Consider the following 16,150-nt stretch of genomic DNA (forward strand, 5'->3'; position numbering starts at 1 on the left):
GAGCGGAATTAACGGTCAACCCAGCCGAGTGTCCGTCGGGTAAACGCATCACGCAACGGCGTGATGCCTTCCATCGCCAGTAAACCCAGATTGCGGCCGACCATTAATGGCAGATAACGGTTGGCAAAAAGGTGGATCAGGCCGTCGGTAACGCCGACCGTCGCCTGCTGATCGGGCTGACGTCGGTTCTGATAATCGCAAAGCACGCGATAACTGCCAACGTCGGTACCCTGCGTTGCCGCGCCAGCCAGCGTTTCGGCCAGCGTCATCACATCGCGCAGGCCGAGGTTAAATCCCTGACCGGCAATCGGATGCAGCGTTTGCGCCGCGTTGCCCACCAGCGCCAGACGATGGCTGATATGGCTGTTGGCTGTTTGTAATTGCAGCGGATAACTGAAGCGTTTACCGGCCTGTTTCATGGTGCCCAGACGCCAGCCAAAGGCCTTTTGCAGTTCACTGAGGAACTGCGCCTCGCTCCAGTGATCAATTTCTTCACGGGCTTCACGCGGGTGGCACCAGACCAGCGAACTGCGCCCGTCGGACATCGGCAATAAAGCCAGGGGCCCGTTTTTAGTGAAGCGTTCAAATGCGCGGCCATTATGCGGTTCGCTGGTGGCGATGTTGGCGATCACGGCAATTTGCCCGTAATCCTCGCGCTGCCAGCTGATATTGCAGGCTTTCGCCAGCGACGAATGGGATCCGTCAGCGGCGACCAGCAGTTGCGCGGTCAGGGTTTCACCGCTGTCGAGCGTGACGCTCGCGCTGTCGGTTTGTCGTTGAACATCAACCACTTTTGCCGGGCAATGCACCGTCACGCCGGGCGCATTGTTCAGCATCGCAAACAGGCGGTTGCCCACTTCGTGCAACTCCACGACGTGGCCGAGCGCTTCAACGCCGTAATGTGCCGCGGTGAGATTCACAAACGCCGCATGACCGCGATCGCTGACGTGAATGTCACGGATAGGCGTCGCGATTTTTGCCAGTGCAGGCCAGATACCCACACGCGCCAGTTGCTGACAGGTTCCCTGCGCAAGCGCGATCGAACGGGCGTCAAAGCCCGGATGCCCGTGTTCTTCCGGCGCAGTGGCCTCCACCAGATGCACCGGCAGACGCCCCTGCGTCAGCGAGGAAATCGCCAGCGCCAGCGTGGCACCGGTCATTCCGCCCCCAACAATTACGATGCTCATAGAGAAACAATGCTCATATTATTTACGGGCTGCCGCCATTAAGGCTTCGATATCGTCGGCCTCTTTCACCACGTCGCCGGTCAGAATTTCGATGCCGGTCGCGGTGATCAGAATGTCGTCTTCGATGCGAATACCGATGCCGCGATAGGCTTCCGGGACGTCGGCGTCCGGCGCAATATACAGACCTGGCTCAACGGTCAGCACCATGCCCGGTTCCAGCGTACGGCTGCGATCTGCCGAGCCATAATGGCCGACGTCATGAACGTCCAGACCCAGCCAGTGAGACAGGCCGTGCATGAAGAACGGACGGTGCGCCTGTTCGGCATACAGCGTGTCTACGTCGCCTTTCATAACGCCCAGTTTCACCAGACCTTCAATCATCACGCGCACGGCCGCTTCGGTCGCCGCCTGAATGCTGCTGCCCGGCTTTAAAACGTCCAGGGCTTTGTATTCTGACGCCAGTACGATGTCATAGATTTCGCGCTGCGCTTTGCTGAATTTGCCGTTCACCGGAAAGGTACGGGTGATATCGCCCGCATAGCCTTTATATTCGCAACCGGCGTCGATCAGCACTAAATCGCCGTCACGCATTTCACACTCGTTTTCGGTGTAATGCAGAATGCAGCCGTTTTCCCCGCTGCCGACAATGGTGTTGTAGGAAGGGTAACGCGCGCCGTGGCGGTTGAATTCGTGGAGAATTTCGCCTTCGAGCTGATATTCAAACATGCCCGGACGGCATTTTTCCATCGCGCGGGTATGCGCCAGTGCGGTGATTTGACCGGCACGGCGCATCACCGCGATTTCTTCGGCGGATTTGAACAGGCGCATGTCGTGAACCCACGGACGCCAGTCCGTAACGGTCGCGGGCGCGGCAAAGTTCTGACGAAAACCTTTACGCAGTTTTTCCATCGCACGGTTAACAATTTCATCGGCATAGGCGTATTCGCCCTGCGCGTGATAGACCACATCAAGGCCGTTAAGCAGCAGATGAAGCTGGTCGTTGATGTCCCCGAAAGGCAAGGCTTTGGTCACGCCCAGCTTAGCCGGTGCCGCTTCCTGCCCCAGACGACGCCCAAACCAGATTTCAGCGGTGAGATCACGCACGCGGTTAAACAACACGCTGTGGTTGTGATTTTCATCACTTTTAACCAGAATCAGCACGGCTTCCGGTTCGTTGAAACCGGTGAAATACCAGAAGTCGCTGCTCTGACGATACGGGTATTCACTGTCGGCGCTGCGCGGTGCTTCGGGGGCTGCAAAAATTATCGCAGCGCTTCCCGGAACCATCTTCGCTAACAGCGCCTGGCGACGGTTCTCGATCTCTTGCTGAGTCATCACTTTCTCCTGAAATCGTTTTAGTTCGTGGTTATTAACTGGGTTCTCAAATAATCAGTGCAACGTGCGGGTATTTTCCGGTGCTGACGGCAGGCTGTGGCCGAATTCGCCAAAGCACAAAATGGCCGCCACACGCACATACTCCAACACTTCTTCTAAAGATTGCGCCAGTTGTTCCTGATCTTCATCTTCGTCGTAGCCAAGTTGCGCAATGCTGCGCAAATCATCGATGGCTTCGCCCACTTCGCCTTTCACTTTCGCCAGTTTAGGTTGCATCATGCCAAGACCGAGCAGGAAATGGTTGACCCAGCCGGCGAGCGCATCGGCGCGCTCGAAGACGCTTTTGTCGTCATCGGGCATCATCATTTTAAATTCGAAACTGTCATCTTCCAGCGTATCGGACGTGACTTTGCGTAGCTGTTGCAGCAAATCAGCCAGCGTATGCGGGAAGGCCATGCCTTCGTTGGTCAGATCATGCACCATCGTCAGCCAGCTGCCGTCGCGGTTGCCGCCACACAGTAAGCCACTGATCAGCCCGTGCATTTCTGCTGCGGTCAAAGCAACCGATTGTTGTTTCAGGTTTTGATCCAACGAATCGTAAGTAGGGTAAGTATTCTCAATAGACATGCGCATTCGCCATCGTTGGCAGGTTAAGTTCGTGTTATGCTACCACCAAGGTCTGTCGTAGTACCAGATTAGCAGCCCGCAATCAGGCTGACTTAGGCCTGAATGGCACGCCCTGAACAATCGGGCAGCAGTCAGCCGGTCATGGGGTTGTAACCTGGTATTGAGATAGTTATAGTGGCGCCCGCTTCCAACATCCTGCGCCAGGTCGTAGTGGTCACGTTGGAGCGGACGAATAAATCAGCAGGAAGGTGGCATGTCTGCACAACCGGTAGATATTCAAATTTTTGGTCGCTCGTTACGGGTGAATTGTCCGCCAGAACAACAGGAAGCACTGAATCTGGCAGCTGAAGATCTTAATCAGCGGTTGCAAGATCTTAAAGTTCGCACTAGAGTCACCAATACAGAGCAACTGGTTTTCATCGCGGCATTGAACGTATGTCACGAACTTGCTCAGGAAAGGTTGAAAACGCGCGATTACGCATCCAATATGGAACAACGTATCCGGATGTTGCAACAAACCATCGAGCAGGCATTGCTCGAACAAGGCCGGATCTCTGAACGTGAAGGGGCGCCTTTCGAATAAAAAAACGTTGCTGATGTGGCTCGTCACAGGCCAGTCAGAAACGGTAAAAAATTTCTCTGAGATGTTCGCCAGCGGGCCCGTCCCCTGAGCCGATAATTAGTACCAACAGAATGTGATGATCCGTAATCGGTGCGCATGCTCGGTCCGTCCGAGAAGCCTAAAGACTGCGACAGCACGTTCACCTTGAACCATGGGTTCAAGGGTTACAGCCTGCGACGGCATCTCGGAGATTCCCCTTTCTTTTCGGTACATCCCTTTCTGGTGTTTGTATCTATGTCGCACACGCCTCTTTTTGCTTCTGCCCGACAAAATATCCGTAACCAAATTCGCCAGTGCAGAAAAAATCTGACTGCCGGTCAGCAAGCACAGTTTGCCCTTCAGGCCGCTGAGCGCGTTGCCGCACACCCAAAAATTCAGTCTGCAAAAACGATTTCGCTTTTTCTGTCCTTCGACGGAGAGCTTGATACCACCCCGCTGATTCAGCGCCTGTGGCAGGAAGGAAAAGCGCTTTGTCTGCCGGTACTGCATCCGTTTTCCCCTCATCATTTGTTGTTCCTGCGTTATACCCCTGAAACGCCGCTGGTGCGCAACCGTCTTAAAATCCTCGAGCCACAGCTGGATGTCACGCAGGTGTTGCCGTTGTCTCAGCTGGATATCATTCTGACGCCGCTTGTCGCATTTGACCGCCACGGGCAACGTTTGGGTATGGGCGGCGGGTTCTACGACCGTACACTGGAGCACTGGCAGGATGGCGGGCCGTATCCGATCGGCTTAGCGCATGATTGCCAGCAGGTGGACGCCTTGCCGGTGGAACACTGGGATGTGCCTTTGCCTCAGGTGATCACGCCGGGTAAAGTGTGGACGTGGTAAAGATCAGCCAGCTGTAAATACTTCCCTCAGAAAATTTCCCTTATACATACCGTTACACGCCGAAACCAATCCCTCACGGACAATAAAATCCGTCATGTCTATTATCTTCTCAACGGCCCCGCAGTGGGGCAGACACATAAACCGATATCTCTGAGGAATTAAACATGAAAAAAGTATTAGCTCTGGTTGTAGCCGCTGCAATGGGTCTGTCTTCTGTCGCTTTCGCTGCTGAAACTACAGCAACTCCGGCACCTGCTGCCGCAGCAACCACTGCCGCTCCGGCTCCTGCAGCCAAGCACGTGACCAAACACAAGGCACATAAGAAAGTCGCTCAGAAAGCGCAAGCTGCTAAGAAACACGTGAAACACGCTAAGAAAGCAGCGCCGGTAGCCCAGAAAGCGCAAGCCGCTAAGAAACACGTAAAACACGCTAAAAAAGCGGCTCCGGTTGCTCAGAAAGCGCAAGCCGCTAAGAAACACGTAAAACACGCTAAAAAAGCGGCTCCGGTTGCTCAGAAAGCGCAGGCTGCTAAAAAACACGTGAAACATGCTAAGAAAGCTGCTCCGGCTGCAAAAGCAACGCCAGCAGCATAAGAAGTAACGATGAAGTCTTTGTGAGGCGTTAACTCACAACTACCAAGACTGATAAATTGACACCCGGTTCGCCGGGTGTTTTTTTCTCCAGTTTTTATCCTGAGGTACTGTGGATGATGCTGCGCCGCTTTCAGTTCGAAATCACCCTGTCATCGCTGATCCTCTGTGGTCTGGTCAGCCTGTTCTTTTACTTCTGACATTTTCCTGAAGTGCCCTGAGATGACGCCCGTCATCGGCTCAACGCCTTGAGCAATCTGGCAAACGACTCATCCGGTAAGATCTTCCCGTCTGCGGGAAATGGCATAAAAAAACCGCCTTTCGGCGGTTTATGGTCTGTTACTGCGCAGATCTGTCAGTAAAGCAAGCGCGCACGGATAGTGCCCGGAATCGCTTTCATCAGTTGCAGCGCGGTAGTCAGCGTTGTGATGTCGGTTTCAGCATCGATAACCACATAACCCACTTCAGGGCTGGTTTGCAGATACTGCGCTGCAATGTTGATGCCCTGCTCCGCGAAAATCTGGTTGATGCTGGTCAGCACGCCCGGACGGTTTTCATGGATGTGCAGCAGACGGCTGGCTTTCTCGGTATGCGCTGGCAGAGAGGCTTCCGGGAAGTTAACCGCTGACAATGTCGAACCGTTATCAGAGTATTTCGCCAGTTTACCCGCCACTTCCAGGCCGATACCTTCCTGCGCTTCCATGGTGGAACCACCGATGTGTGGCGTCAGCAGTACGTTGTCGAATTCACACAGCGGAGAATTGAACGGATCGCTGTTGGTCGCCGGTTCTTCCGGGAAGACGTCGATAGCCGCACCGGACAGATGTTTGCTGCGCAGCGCATCGCACAGGGCAGGAATGTCGATCACCGTGCCGCGTGAGGCGTTGATCAGCAATGCGCCCGGTTTGATTTGTGCCAGCTGTACTTCGGAAATCATGTTTTTGGTTCCCGGAGTTTCAGGAACATGCAGGGTCACGACGTCGCTGGTGCTGAGCAATTCTTCCAGAGTCGCGATCGGCTGCGCATTACCCAACGGCAATTTGCTTTCGATATCGTAATAGAAGACGCGCATCCCGAGACTTTCCGCCAGAATACCCAGCTGTGTACCGATGTGGCCGTAGCCCACAATACCCAGACGTTTACCGCGAGCCTCGAAAGAGCCGACGGCCAGTTTGTTCCAGATCCCGCGGTGAGCTTTGGCGTTGGCCTCAGGGATACCGCGCATCATCAGCAACATTTCGCCCAGCACCATTTCGGCGACGGAACGGGTATTGGAGAACGGTGCGTTAAAGACCGGAATACCGCGACGGGTTGCCGCTTTCAGGTCAACCTGATTGGTACCGATACAGAAACAGCCTACAGCCACCAGTTTTTCTGCTGCCTGAAACACTTCTTCGGTCAGCTGAGTACGCGATCGGAGTCCAACAAAGTGCGCATCACGGATCGATTCTTTCAGCGATTCCGTATCTAAAGCACCTTTGTGAAATTCAATATTGGTGTAACCCGCTGCGCGGAGTGTATCAACCGCACTTTGGTGGACGCCTTCCACTAACAAAAATTTAATCTTGTCTTTCTCAAGTGATACTTTTGCCATTTCCCGACCCTATATTTTTTCTGGCTGAATTCGAACTGCTAGGTGACTGCTCACAGTCAACATAACAAAAAATACGCCATCATCAATACAAACGATTGCCTGCCAGACAGCAGAAGGCTCACCGCGCCTGTTGGTTTTCAGCATTTCCTGCTGGTTAGATTTTGCAGAGCAAGACGTTCTGGAGGTACCGGTCAGAAACGTGACATAAGTCACCAAATTCAGGCTTTTAAAGAAAAGATGATTCAGTCAGAAAATTATCATCTTCATAACATTGTGTTATGACAGGGGGATGACTGGCTGCATTCAGCGAAAGCAGCCAGATCTTCTGCTTATCGATGCGTTACTTCAGCGTGACAGTTTTTACGCCTTCAGAAGTGCCCACCAGGGCAACATCAGCGCCACGGTTCGCAAACAGGCCTACCGTCACCACGCCGGCAATTCCATTGATCTTATTTTCCATCGCGACCGCATCGAGAATGCTCAGATTATGGACATCGAGGATGATATTGCCGTTGTCGGTCAGTACGTTCTGGCGGTATTCCGGCAAGCCGCCGAGTTTCACCAGTTCGCGCGCAACGTAAGAACGCGCCATCGGGATGACTTCTACCGGCAGCGGGAATTTACCCAGCACATCAACTTGTTTGGATGCATCCACAATACAGACAAATTTTTTGGCGATCGCGGCAATGATTTTTTCGCGGGTCAGCGCCGCGCCGCCGCCTTTGATCATCTGCATGAAGCCGTTGATTTCATCCGCGCCGTCAACGTAAACGTCCAGCGAGTCCACTTCGTTGCTGTCGAAAACGTGAATGCCCAAGCTTTTCAGTTTTGCCGTTGAAGCGTCGGAGCTGGAAACAGCGCCTTCAATCTGGCCTTTGATCGACCCCAGTGCATCGATGAAATGAGCGGCGGTGGATCCGGTCCCGACACCGACGATGGTTCCCGGTGTCACGTAATCCAGTGCGGCCCAGCCGACTGCTTTTTTCAATTCTTCCTGCGTCATAATGGCTTCTCTGTCTGATAACGTAAGTGGCGTGAATACGGAAAAGTGTCGGTGATTATAAAGCATGTCCCGGCAGATTGGGCAGACAAGAGCGTGACCAGATCACACTTATTAAGTGCAATTGGACTGTAAACACCCCGATTTTACCCACCACAAAACCTGACAATCTGTGGCATAGTGTCGGGATAAAATTAAATCTAAGGGACAGTACTCCGATGAAACGCCCGGACTATAGAACACTACAGGCACTGGACGCGGTGATCCGTGAGCGCGGTTTTGAGCGCGCGGCACAAAAGCTTTGCATCACCCAATCGGCGGTCTCTCAGCGCATCAAGCAACTGGAAAATTTGTTCGGCCAGCCTCTGCTGGTGCGGACGGTGCCACCTCGTCCGACGGAACAGGGGCAAAAATTGCTGGCCTTGTTGCATCAGGTGGAATTGCTGGAAGAAGAGTGGCTCGGCAGTGACAGTAACAGCGACAGTAATGATACGCCGCTGCTGCTTTCGCTGGCGGTCAACGCCGACAGTCTGGCAACCTGGCTGTTACCGGCACTGAAATCTGTGCTGGTCGATTCGCCTATCCGCCTGAATTTGCAGGTCGAAGATGAAACCCGGACGCAGGAACGTTTGCGTCGCGGTGAAGTGGTCGGCGCGGTGAGTATTCAGCCGCAGCCGCTGCCGAGTTGTCTGGTCGATCAACTCGGTGCGCTGGATTATCTGTTTGTTGGCTCTAAACCTTTTGCCGACCGTTATTTCCCGAACGGCGTCACACGTTCCGCCCTGCTGAAAGCCCCGGCGGTGGCGTTTGATCATCTCGACGATATGCATCAGGCGTTCCTGCAACAGAACTTCGATTTGTCACCGGGCAGCGTGCCGTGTCACATCGTTAACTCGTCGGAAGCCTTCGTGCAACTGGCCCGACAGGGCACCACCTGCTGTATGATCCCGCATCTGCAAATCGAGAAAGAGCTGGAAAGCGGCGAACTTATCGACCTGACGCCCGGCCTGTTCCAGCGTCGTATGCTGTACTGGCATCGCTTTGCACCGGAAAGCCGCATGATGCGTAAAGTCACCGACGCCCTGCTGGCACACGGTCATCAGGTTTTGCGTCAGGACTGATTTCACCCGCAGCAGAAAACAAAAAAACCGCCGAGGCGGTTTTTTTCATCATGAAAGATATTAACGTTGTAACTCAAATACCACATCCACCTGATCATCAAAGTGAATGCTTTGCTGTTCGTAAGTTTCAGCGGCATCATTTTGCATCGGCGCGGCGGCGGCTTTAAACATCCGTGCGACTGGCATTGGCTGGTAGTTGGCGACGTGATAACGAATGCTGTAAACCGGCCCCAGTTTGCTGTGGAAACCTTCTGCCAGCGATTTCGCCTGCTGCGTGGCATTATCAATCGCTTTCTGACGCGCTTCGTCACGGAAACGAGCAGGATCCGCAACGCCCAGTTCAATGGAACGGATTTCATTCAGGCCGGATTTTAACGCGCCATCCAGCAGGTCGTTCAGTTTATCCAGCTGGCGTAATGTCACCTGAACCTGACGTACTGCACGGTAGCCTTTCAGTTCTGAGCTACCGTCTTTCAGGTAGTTATATTCCGGCTGCGTGCTGAGGTTGGCGGCATTGATGTCTTTCTTTTCAATTCCGTTTTTCTGCAGGAAACCAAAATATTCCGCCACACGATCATCGGCCTGTTTCTTGGCGCTCGCGGAGTCTTTTGCCGATACGCTCACTTCAATCACCAGCGTCGCGATATCCGGTGTGGCGTCAACACTTGCCGTTCCTGATGTCACCACGTGCGGCCCAGCAGGAACTTCTGCCGCGTGCAACGCCAAAGGTAAAGTCCCTAATCCCAACATCGCTGCTACAGCTAATGCTTTCAGTTTCACAGTGCCTCCATTAATCATTAAAGATCTGGCAATAGATAGTTCAGTCAATCCGCAAAACCGTAGCATAAACCGTTACAACTGAAACTAAGATTAGTGACAAAAACCGGTTTACGGGCAAAAACTCAAAATACGCCGGTCTGACGCGCCAGCTGAATGGCGATCCCCCACATGATGGTGCCGACGATAAAGTTGATGATCCGCTGCACTTTCCCGGTGTTCAGCCATGGTGCCAGCAATGCCGCGAGGATCGCCAGCCCGAAGAACCACAGAACTGACGCACTGACCGCGCCCAGCGCAAACCACGAACGTTCATCGTGGCTCAGGCTTCCCCCCAGACTGCCTAACACGACGAACGTATCGAGATAAACGTGCGGATTGAGCCAGGTCACCGCCAGCATACTGACGATAATTTTCCACCTGCTTTGCTTTGCCACTTCGGCCTGCGCCAGTTCAGGATTTTTGCTGAACGCCGTTCGGAATGCGCCCCAACCATACCAGATCAGAAATGCCACGCCGCCCCAGCTCACCAGCGCCAGCAGCGTCGGGGATTGGCTCAGCAACGCACTGCCGCCAAATATGCCGCCACAAATCAGCGCGATATCACTCAGCGCGCATAAAGACGCGATCATTAAATGATACTGGCGGCGAATACCCTGGTTCATTACAAACGCATTCTGCGGCCCGATGGGTAAAATCATTGCGGCGCTCATCGCCAGTCCTTGCAGGAAAATAGCCAGCACGTGAATATCCTTAAAGAGTCAGTAACAGAGATTGCGCGCAGTGTAAGGGCTTTGATGTCATTAGAGGAAATGGATATTTCTAATCGGTCATTAGCCTTGCTTATTATTGAGAAACCCGATTTTCAGGTACAAAAAAGGCGCCCGCAGGCGCCGGTTGAAAAGCCGCGACGTTATTGCGCTGGCTGTGCGTTTTTATCCACGACGACCGGAGTCGCCGGGTACAAATGAACATCCATTTGCGGATACGCAATGTTGATATTGTTGGCATCCAGCGCGCGTTTGAACGCTTCCAGCAAATCCCAATACACTTCCTGAGCATCGCCGTTGGTGCTCCAGACGCGCACCACAAAATTCAGCGTTGATGCGCCCATTTCGTTCAGGCGAATGGTCACCCCTCTCTCGTGCTGAATACGCTTGTCAGCGGCAATAATATCGCCCAACACTTTTTTCACCGAATCGATATCAGAATCATAACCGACGCCCACGATGATTTCGGTACGGCGGTTCGGCTCACGTGAGGTATTGATGATGTTACCGGCGATGATTTTACCGTTCGGCACGACGATCATTTTGTCATCCGGGGTCAGCAGTGTGGTGGAGAAAATCTGCACCTGCGTCACCGTACCGGCCACGCCACCCAGATCCACATATTCGCCCGCGCGGAACGGACGGAAGATCACCAGCAACACACCGGCAGCAAAGTTAGACAGCGAGCCCTGCAACGCCAGACCCACGGCCAAACCGGCGGCACCGATAACGGCAATCACCGACGTGGTTTGCACGCCAATTCGCCCCAGAACTGCAATCAGCGTGAACGCAATGATCGCATAACGCACCATAGCCGACAGGAAATCGGAAACGGTCAGGTCAATACCACGAATTTTCAGAACCCGGCTGACGGCACCGGAGACAATACGGGCAACAATCAGCCCCACAATCAGAATAAAGATGGCTGCCACAATATTCACAGCATAATGAAGCAGTAGAGCCTGGTTTCTCACCAACCAGTTGCCGGCACTGTTAATACCATCCACAACGTTCAAATCATCCATTTAGCGTACCCCAAAATAAAACCCTGACGGGCTGAAAGAAACCAAAGCTGCCCGATAAAACGGGCAGCAAGTGTTCTTTAAGGTTAACGAACAATGCGATGAAGTGCCAACCACCGGATGAAAAAGGTCATCAGATTAGGAATTTACGCGGCTATTTTTCAACCGTTCCGGCGTTTTGAAGGCCTGAAGTGGTCCTCTTCCGCTCAGCGTAAAGGCCGAAATTACCGTGAACGTCAGCGCCACTAATCCGAGGATCAGATACGTGCCGTGAAAGCCGATACGGTCATACATATTCCCGGCAAAAACGGACATGAACATGATCGCCACCTGTTTGAAGAAGCAGAACGTCACCAGATAGATCGTTGCAGAGAAGCGCACTTCAAACACTGACGTGATGTATTTGAAGCAACCGACAATCAGGAACGGCACTTCAAACATGTGCAGCGTTTTCAGCACCACCACTTCGAGCGGCGATGAGGCAAACGACGAGCCGATGATGCGGATCGACATAATCGTCCCGGCCAGCAGCAGTGCATTTTTCCCGCCAATACGGTTAACGATAAGCGGCGCGAAGAACATGATGCAGGCATTCAGCAGTTCACCCAGGGTGGTGACGTAGCCGAAAATGCGCGTACCTTCGGATGACGAATCAAAGAACGAGGTAAAGAAGTTGGCGAACTGCTGGTCGAAGACGTCGTACGTGCAGGACACGCCGATCACGTACAGCGCCAGGAACCACAGTTTGCGATCTTTGAGCAGCTCAAGCGCAATCTTCAGGCTGAAGGGTTTGGTGTTTGCCCCCAGTTCGTTCACCACCCGCGCGGTGGATGTCACTTCCGGCTTGGCGATCAGCAAAAGGATCGCCAGAACTACTGCACAACCGGAACCGAGCCAGAAAACAAATTCATTGTTGATGGTGAACATAATGCCGACCACCGACGCGCATACCGCCCAGCCGACACAACCGAACATCCGCGCACGGCCAAATTCAAAGCTGCTGCGGCGGCTGACTTTTTCGATATACGCTTCGATCGCAGGCGCACCGGCGTTGTAAATCAGGCCGAGATAAATCCCGCCGACCACCGACCCCAGATAGATATTCATTTTCAGCAGCGGGCCGAATACATAAATAAAGAACGGCGCAAACAGAACCAGCGTACCGGTGATCACCCACAGCAAGTGCTTTTTCAGTCCCAGTTTATCGGCCAGCAATCCAAAGACCGGTTGGAATAACAGGGAGAACAGCGAGATGCTGGCAAATATTATGCCGGTGTCACTTTTGCTGATCTGATTGATGTCGTGAAGCCAGATCGGGAAGAACGGGAAATACGCCCCCATGATGAAAAAGTAAAAGAAGAAGAACAGCCCGAACATCCAAAAGTTAGTATTTTTCAGGTAATACATATGCACTTTCCTTACGACTGAAAACTGCGTCGCAGCGGGTTAACGCCACGGCGCGGGATGTCAGGCACGTTTCCAGGTGAACGAATAATGATACTGACCGGCAGTCAGCAGGAAATCCGGGCTGACGCTTGGGCTCCACGAATCATCACCACCGACGCCCATATGGAAGCCGTCGATATTCAGCCACGTCCCTTCTTCTTCACGTAATAAGTGACGGTGGCTGGTGTCCATCAGCTGTCGCAAGCTGTAGCGGCTCAGCCCAAAGTGGAAATTGCCCCGCAACGTCCATCCGGCGTATTCCAGCTCGCGAGTCTCGCCGCGCAAACCGCTCTCGGTCGGGAAAACGTAAGGCGTATAGAGTTCGCCAAGTGGCAATGTCCAGCGACCGTGTTGTGCAGCCAGACGGCGATCCGGGTAGTTTTCATGCGGTCCCAGCCCCAGCCAGCGGACGTTCTCAGCAGTGTCGGCCAGCTGGCAGGTCATGCCGATACGCCCCGGCGACGGGACATTGGAAGCAATGCGCACATCCACATCGATATGCAGTTCGCCCTGATTGTCGATGCGATAAACTTTCCGGCTCAGTACGCGCGTTTCATCGCCAGCGAGGAAAGCATGTGAAGCGACAATAACCACGCGATCTTGTAATTGATCGGCAATCACGCTTAACGTGCGGGATTCCAGCTGATACATTCCGGCGGCTTTCCAGCGCTCCACCCACGCATTCGGATCAATGCGCGTGACTTCGCTGACACCGATATCGTTATCAACCGGCGCGCGGACAAACTGGTCGCGAAGCGCCGAAAGCAGGCGCGGCGTTTTGCCATCAAACCACTGTTCCAGCAGGCCGCTCTTCTGGTTAAACTGCCAGCGTTGTGCGCCGTGAACCACGGAAATATTCCCGCCCTGAATTTCCAGAACCGGCGCGGCGGCGGAAATTTTTTCCGGCTCCGGCAGGCTCAGCGCCTGCGGTAACGGCCACTGATCCCATGCGCTGCGGTGACCTGCTTGCGACCACGCCGTCGCCTGCGGCTGATGTACAGCGACGTTCAGCCACAAGTCGCCGTCAGCTTTCGGGATCGAACCCAGCTCAAGTTTCTGCACGCCGTTCGGCGCAATATTCAGCGCTGCTTCGCCCTGCGCAATCACTTCGCCATCGCGTTCGATACGCCACACCAGCTGTTCGTTATCGCTGCGGCGGAACAGATATTCGCTTTGAATTTCCAATGTAAGAGGCGATGTGCTGACCAGTGAAAACTGGAAGAACTGCTGGGCGCGCTGCGCTTCAAACAACGACGGATGCGGCGTGCGGTCGGCAAAGACCAGACCGTTCATGCAGAACTGACGGTCGTTTGGCGTATCGCCAAAATCACCGCCGTAGGCCATATGACGCTCGCCGTTTTCGCCCGTTTTCAGCAGGCTTTGGTCCACCCAGTCCCAGACAAAACCGCCCTGCAAGCGCGGGAACTGACGGAAGGCTTTCCAGTATTTGTCGAAGCCGCCAAAGCTGTTGCCCATCGCATGAGCGTATTCGCAGAGGATCAGCGGACGCGTTTCATCCGGCATACTGATCCATTTTTTGATAGACCATTTCGGTACAGCCGGGAAGGGCTGATCCTGTTCCACGCGGGAATACATCGGGCAGATAATGTCGGTCGCGGCGCTGTTAGCGCCGCCGCCTTCGTACTGCACCGGACGCGTCGGATCGACAGATTTGATCCAGCGGTACATCGCGTCGTGATTGGCGCCGTGACCGGATTCATTGCCCAGTGACCAGATGATGATGCACGGATGGTTGCGGTCGCGCTGAACCATGCGGGTGACACGTTCGCTGAAAGCGTTGAACCAGACGGGATCGTCCGATAAGCGGTTCATCGGTTGCATACCGTGAGTTTCGATATTGGCTTCATCGACCACGTACAGACCATACTGATCGCAAAGTGTGTACCACAGCGGATGATTCGGATAATGCGAGCAGCGCACCGCGTTGAAGTTGTGTTGTTTCATCAGCACGATGTCGCGGCGCATCGTCGCTTCATCCATCACCTGACCGTTTTCCGGGTGATGTTCGTGACGGTTGGTTCCGCGGATCAACACCGGCTGGCCGTTAACTTTCAGCAGCCCGTTGCTGATTTCCACCTGACGGAACCCGACATCGCAGGCTTCGGCTTCAATCAGCTGGCCCTGCGGAGAGATCAGGGAAATCACTGCGCGGTACAACGCGGGCTGTTCGGCGCTCCACAATTCCGGCTGGCTGACCGGCAACCGTAGCGTGGTTTTATCAAACGCATTGCCGCGTTCATCAATGATTTCACTGCCCAGCGGCTGCTGATGTTCTGCAACCGGCTTATCGCCCTGCCAGAGCTGTACGCGAACCTGATAATCTGCGGCACTTTCCTGCGGCACGGCGGCGCTGACCTGCACTTCCAGTTCAGCCTGCGTGAAACCGTGGAACAGATGCGTGCGAACCTGATAATCCGAGATTTGCTCCGCCGTTTTGTGCAGCAACGTGACGTCGCGGAAAATCCCGCTCATGCGCCACATGTCCTGATCTTCCAGATAACTGCCGTCACTCCAGCGCAAGACCATCACCGCCAGCCGGTTTTCACCCGCGTGCAGCACGTCGCTGAGATCGAATTCCGCCGGTAAACGGCTGTCCTGGGAATAACCGATCCATTTGCCGTTGCACCACAAATAGAACGCAGAATTGACGCCATTGAACACAATGCGCGTCTGGCCACTGCTCAGCCAGTCTTTATCTACATTAACTGTGAGCGAGTAACAACCTGTTGGGTTTTCTTCCGGCACAAACGGCGGATTGACCGGGATCGGATACTGAACGTTGGTATAAATCGGCGCATCGTAGCCTGCCAGTTGCCAGTTTGAGGGCACCTGAACTTTGTCTGCATCCGCGAGATCGCCTTCCAGCCATTGCTCAGGCACGGCTTCCGGGCGGTTGAAATAGCTGAAATACCATTCCCCGTTCAGGGAACGAACATGAGCATAAACCTGATTATCTCTGGCTTTTTCACTTTCCCGCCAGCTGTTAAAAGGCGGGTGCGCCGCAAGACGGTTAAATTGCGTCGACGACGGTTTTTCCCAATCACGACGCCCCAGAACGGTGGCCAGTGACGACAATTTTTCATCCACTGATAGTGTCATAAAGATCCCCTCGCAAAAATTGTTATGCGCTCACAATAATATAAACATGCGTAACGGGGACGATGAAGTAAAGCAAGGGAGTGCGGGAAAGGGACGCGGATCACAGAT

15 protein-coding genes and 1 other RNA gene are annotated in these 16,150 nt (G+C 53.8%); 6 read left to right on the top strand and 10 right to left on the bottom strand.

Going from position 1 to position 16,150, the window contains the following annotated elements; translation table 11 throughout:
* Nucleotides 1–8: 8 nt before the first annotated feature.
* Genes ubiH through ACM5QY_RS00260 form a run of 3 tightly spaced genes read right to left on the bottom strand, consistent with a single transcriptional unit; the run spans nt 9 to nt 3,149 of the window.
* On the bottom strand, nt 9–1,187 hold the full coding sequence (ubiH, locus tag ACM5QY_RS00250; protein WP_416118728.1) for a 2-octaprenyl-6-methoxyphenyl hydroxylase: 1,179 nt from the start codon (nt 1,185–1,187) through the stop codon (nt 9–11).
* An 18-nt stretch (nt 1,188–1,205) separates the two neighbouring features.
* On the bottom strand, nt 1,206–2,522 hold the full coding sequence (gene pepP, locus ACM5QY_RS00255; protein ID WP_416118729.1) for a Xaa-Pro aminopeptidase: 1,317 nt from the start codon (nt 2,520–2,522) through the stop codon (nt 1,206–1,208).
* Nucleotides 2,523–2,576: 54 nt separating this feature from the next.
* A complete protein-coding gene (locus tag ACM5QY_RS00260) occupies nt 2,577–3,149 on the bottom strand; it encodes a YecA/YgfB family protein (protein WP_416118730.1) in 573 nt (190 codons plus the stop codon).
* A 253-nt stretch (nt 3,150–3,402) separates the two neighbouring features.
* Here ACM5QY_RS00260 and zapA point away from each other — a divergent pair, with 253 nt between their 5' ends.
* From zapA to ydgU, 5 genes are all read left to right on the top strand, one after another.
* Complete coding sequence (gene zapA, locus ACM5QY_RS00265) at nt 3,403–3,732, top strand: cell division protein ZapA (RefSeq protein WP_013576788.1); 330 nt, start codon at nt 3,403–3,405, stop codon at nt 3,730–3,732.
* Between the two features lie 50 nt (nt 3,733–3,782).
* Nucleotides 3,783–3,966: non-coding RNA, 6S RNA (gene ssrS / locus ACM5QY_RS00270), on the top strand.
* Nucleotides 3,967–4,005: 39 nt separating this feature from the next.
* Nucleotides 4,006–4,602, top strand: coding sequence for a 5-formyltetrahydrofolate cyclo-ligase (locus ACM5QY_RS00275; protein WP_416118731.1), 597 nt, complete (start codon nt 4,006–4,008; stop codon nt 4,600–4,602).
* A 164-nt stretch (nt 4,603–4,766) separates the two neighbouring features.
* On the top strand, nt 4,767–5,195 hold the full coding sequence (gene asr, locus ACM5QY_RS00280) for an acid resistance repetitive basic protein Asr (RefSeq protein WP_416118732.1): 429 nt from the start codon (nt 4,767–4,769) through the stop codon (nt 5,193–5,195).
* 116 nt (nt 5,196–5,311) lie between these two features.
* Nucleotides 5,312–5,392, top strand: a complete 81-nt coding sequence (ydgU, locus tag ACM5QY_RS26485) for a small membrane protein YdgU (RefSeq protein ID WP_456095398.1) — start codon at nt 5,312–5,314, stop codon at nt 5,390–5,392.
* A gap of 155 nt (nt 5,393–5,547) precedes the next feature.
* Here ydgU and serA read toward each other — a convergent pair whose 3' ends face one another.
* The gene (serA, locus tag ACM5QY_RS00285; RefSeq protein WP_416118733.1) at nt 5,548–6,786 is read right to left on the bottom strand and encodes a phosphoglycerate dehydrogenase; all 1,239 of its coding nucleotides are present in this window, start codon (nt 6,784–6,786) and stop codon (nt 5,548–5,550) included.
* A 340-nt stretch (nt 6,787–7,126) separates the two neighbouring features.
* Nucleotides 7,127–7,789 (bottom strand): ribose-5-phosphate isomerase RpiA, encoded by a 663-nt coding sequence (gene rpiA / locus ACM5QY_RS00290; protein WP_152327761.1) that lies wholly within the window; start codon nt 7,787–7,789, stop codon nt 7,127–7,129.
* A gap of 215 nt (nt 7,790–8,004) precedes the next feature.
* On the opposite strand from rpiA, the gene ACM5QY_RS00295 reads away from it, so the two are divergent.
* Nucleotides 8,005–8,907 (top strand): LysR family transcriptional regulator ArgP, encoded by a 903-nt coding sequence (locus ACM5QY_RS00295; protein ID WP_056773177.1) that lies wholly within the window; start codon nt 8,005–8,007, stop codon nt 8,905–8,907.
* A gap of 60 nt (nt 8,908–8,967) precedes the next feature.
* Here ACM5QY_RS00295 and ACM5QY_RS00300 read toward each other — a convergent pair whose 3' ends face one another.
* The 5 genes from ACM5QY_RS00300 to ACM5QY_RS00320 all read right to left on the bottom strand — a co-directional run bounded on the left by ACM5QY_RS00300 (nt 8,968) and on the right by ACM5QY_RS00320 (nt 16,042).
* A complete protein-coding gene (locus tag ACM5QY_RS00300) occupies nt 8,968–9,687 on the bottom strand; it encodes an oxidative stress defense protein (RefSeq protein ID WP_416118734.1) in 720 nt (239 codons plus the stop codon).
* Nucleotides 9,688–9,809: 122 nt separating this feature from the next.
* Nucleotides 9,810–10,427: an arginine exporter ArgO gene (argO, locus tag ACM5QY_RS00305; RefSeq protein ID WP_416118735.1), complete on the bottom strand. Its 618-nt coding sequence runs from the start codon at nt 10,425–10,427 to the stop codon at nt 9,810–9,812.
* A 170-nt stretch (nt 10,428–10,597) separates the two neighbouring features.
* The gene (gene mscS / locus ACM5QY_RS00310) at nt 10,598–11,479 is read right to left on the bottom strand and encodes a small-conductance mechanosensitive channel MscS (RefSeq protein ID WP_416118736.1); all 882 of its coding nucleotides are present in this window, start codon (nt 11,477–11,479) and stop codon (nt 10,598–10,600) included.
* A 135-nt stretch (nt 11,480–11,614) separates the two neighbouring features.
* Complete coding sequence (locus tag ACM5QY_RS00315) at nt 11,615–12,883, bottom strand: MFS transporter (protein ID WP_416118737.1); 1,269 nt, start codon at nt 12,881–12,883, stop codon at nt 11,615–11,617.
* Between the two features lie 60 nt (nt 12,884–12,943).
* Nucleotides 12,944–16,042, bottom strand: coding sequence for a beta-galactosidase (locus tag ACM5QY_RS00320; protein ID WP_416118738.1), 3,099 nt, complete (start codon nt 16,040–16,042; stop codon nt 12,944–12,946).
* Nucleotides 16,043–16,150 lie beyond the last annotated feature (108 nt).

The organism is Rahnella sp. PCH160 (genome assembly GCF_047784855.1).
In the GTDB taxonomy this organism is placed as follows: Bacteria; Pseudomonadota; Gammaproteobacteria; order Enterobacterales; family Enterobacteriaceae; genus Rahnella.

Coding starts and splice junctions, on each gene's coding strand:
- ACM5QY_RS00320 (WP_416118738.1), bottom strand. CDS start 16,042: ATGACACTATCAGTGGATGAAAAATTGTCGTCACTGGCCACCGTTCTG.
- ACM5QY_RS00315 (WP_416118737.1), bottom strand. CDS start 12,883: ATGTATTACCTGAAAAATACTAACTTTTGGATGTTCGGGCTGTTCTTC.
- mscS (WP_416118736.1), bottom strand. CDS start 11,479: ATGGATGATTTGAACGTTGTGGATGGTATTAACAGTGCCGGCAACTGG.
- ACM5QY_RS00275 (WP_416118731.1), top strand. CDS start 4,006: ATGTCGCACACGCCTCTTTTTGCTTCTGCCCGACAAAATATCCGTAAC.
- ydgU (WP_456095398.1), top strand. CDS start 5,312: ATGCTGCGCCGCTTTCAGTTCGAAATCACCCTGTCATCGCTGATCCTC.
- rpiA (WP_152327761.1), bottom strand. CDS start 7,789: ATGACGCAGGAAGAATTGAAAAAAGCAGTCGGCTGGGCCGCACTGGAT.
- ACM5QY_RS00260 (WP_416118730.1), bottom strand. CDS start 3,149: ATGTCTATTGAGAATACTTACCCTACTTACGATTCGTTGGATCAAAAC.
- ubiH (WP_416118728.1), bottom strand. CDS start 1,187: ATGAGCATCGTAATTGTTGGGGGCGGAATGACCGGTGCCACGCTGGCG.
- asr (WP_416118732.1), top strand. CDS start 4,767: ATGAAAAAAGTATTAGCTCTGGTTGTAGCCGCTGCAATGGGTCTGTCT.
- zapA (WP_013576788.1), top strand. CDS start 3,403: ATGTCTGCACAACCGGTAGATATTCAAATTTTTGGTCGCTCGTTACGG.
- serA (WP_416118733.1), bottom strand. CDS start 6,786: ATGGCAAAAGTATCACTTGAGAAAGACAAGATTAAATTTTTGTTAGTG.
- pepP (WP_416118729.1), bottom strand. CDS start 2,522: ATGACTCAGCAAGAGATCGAGAACCGTCGCCAGGCGCTGTTAGCGAAG.
- ACM5QY_RS00295 (WP_056773177.1), top strand. CDS start 8,005: ATGAAACGCCCGGACTATAGAACACTACAGGCACTGGACGCGGTGATC.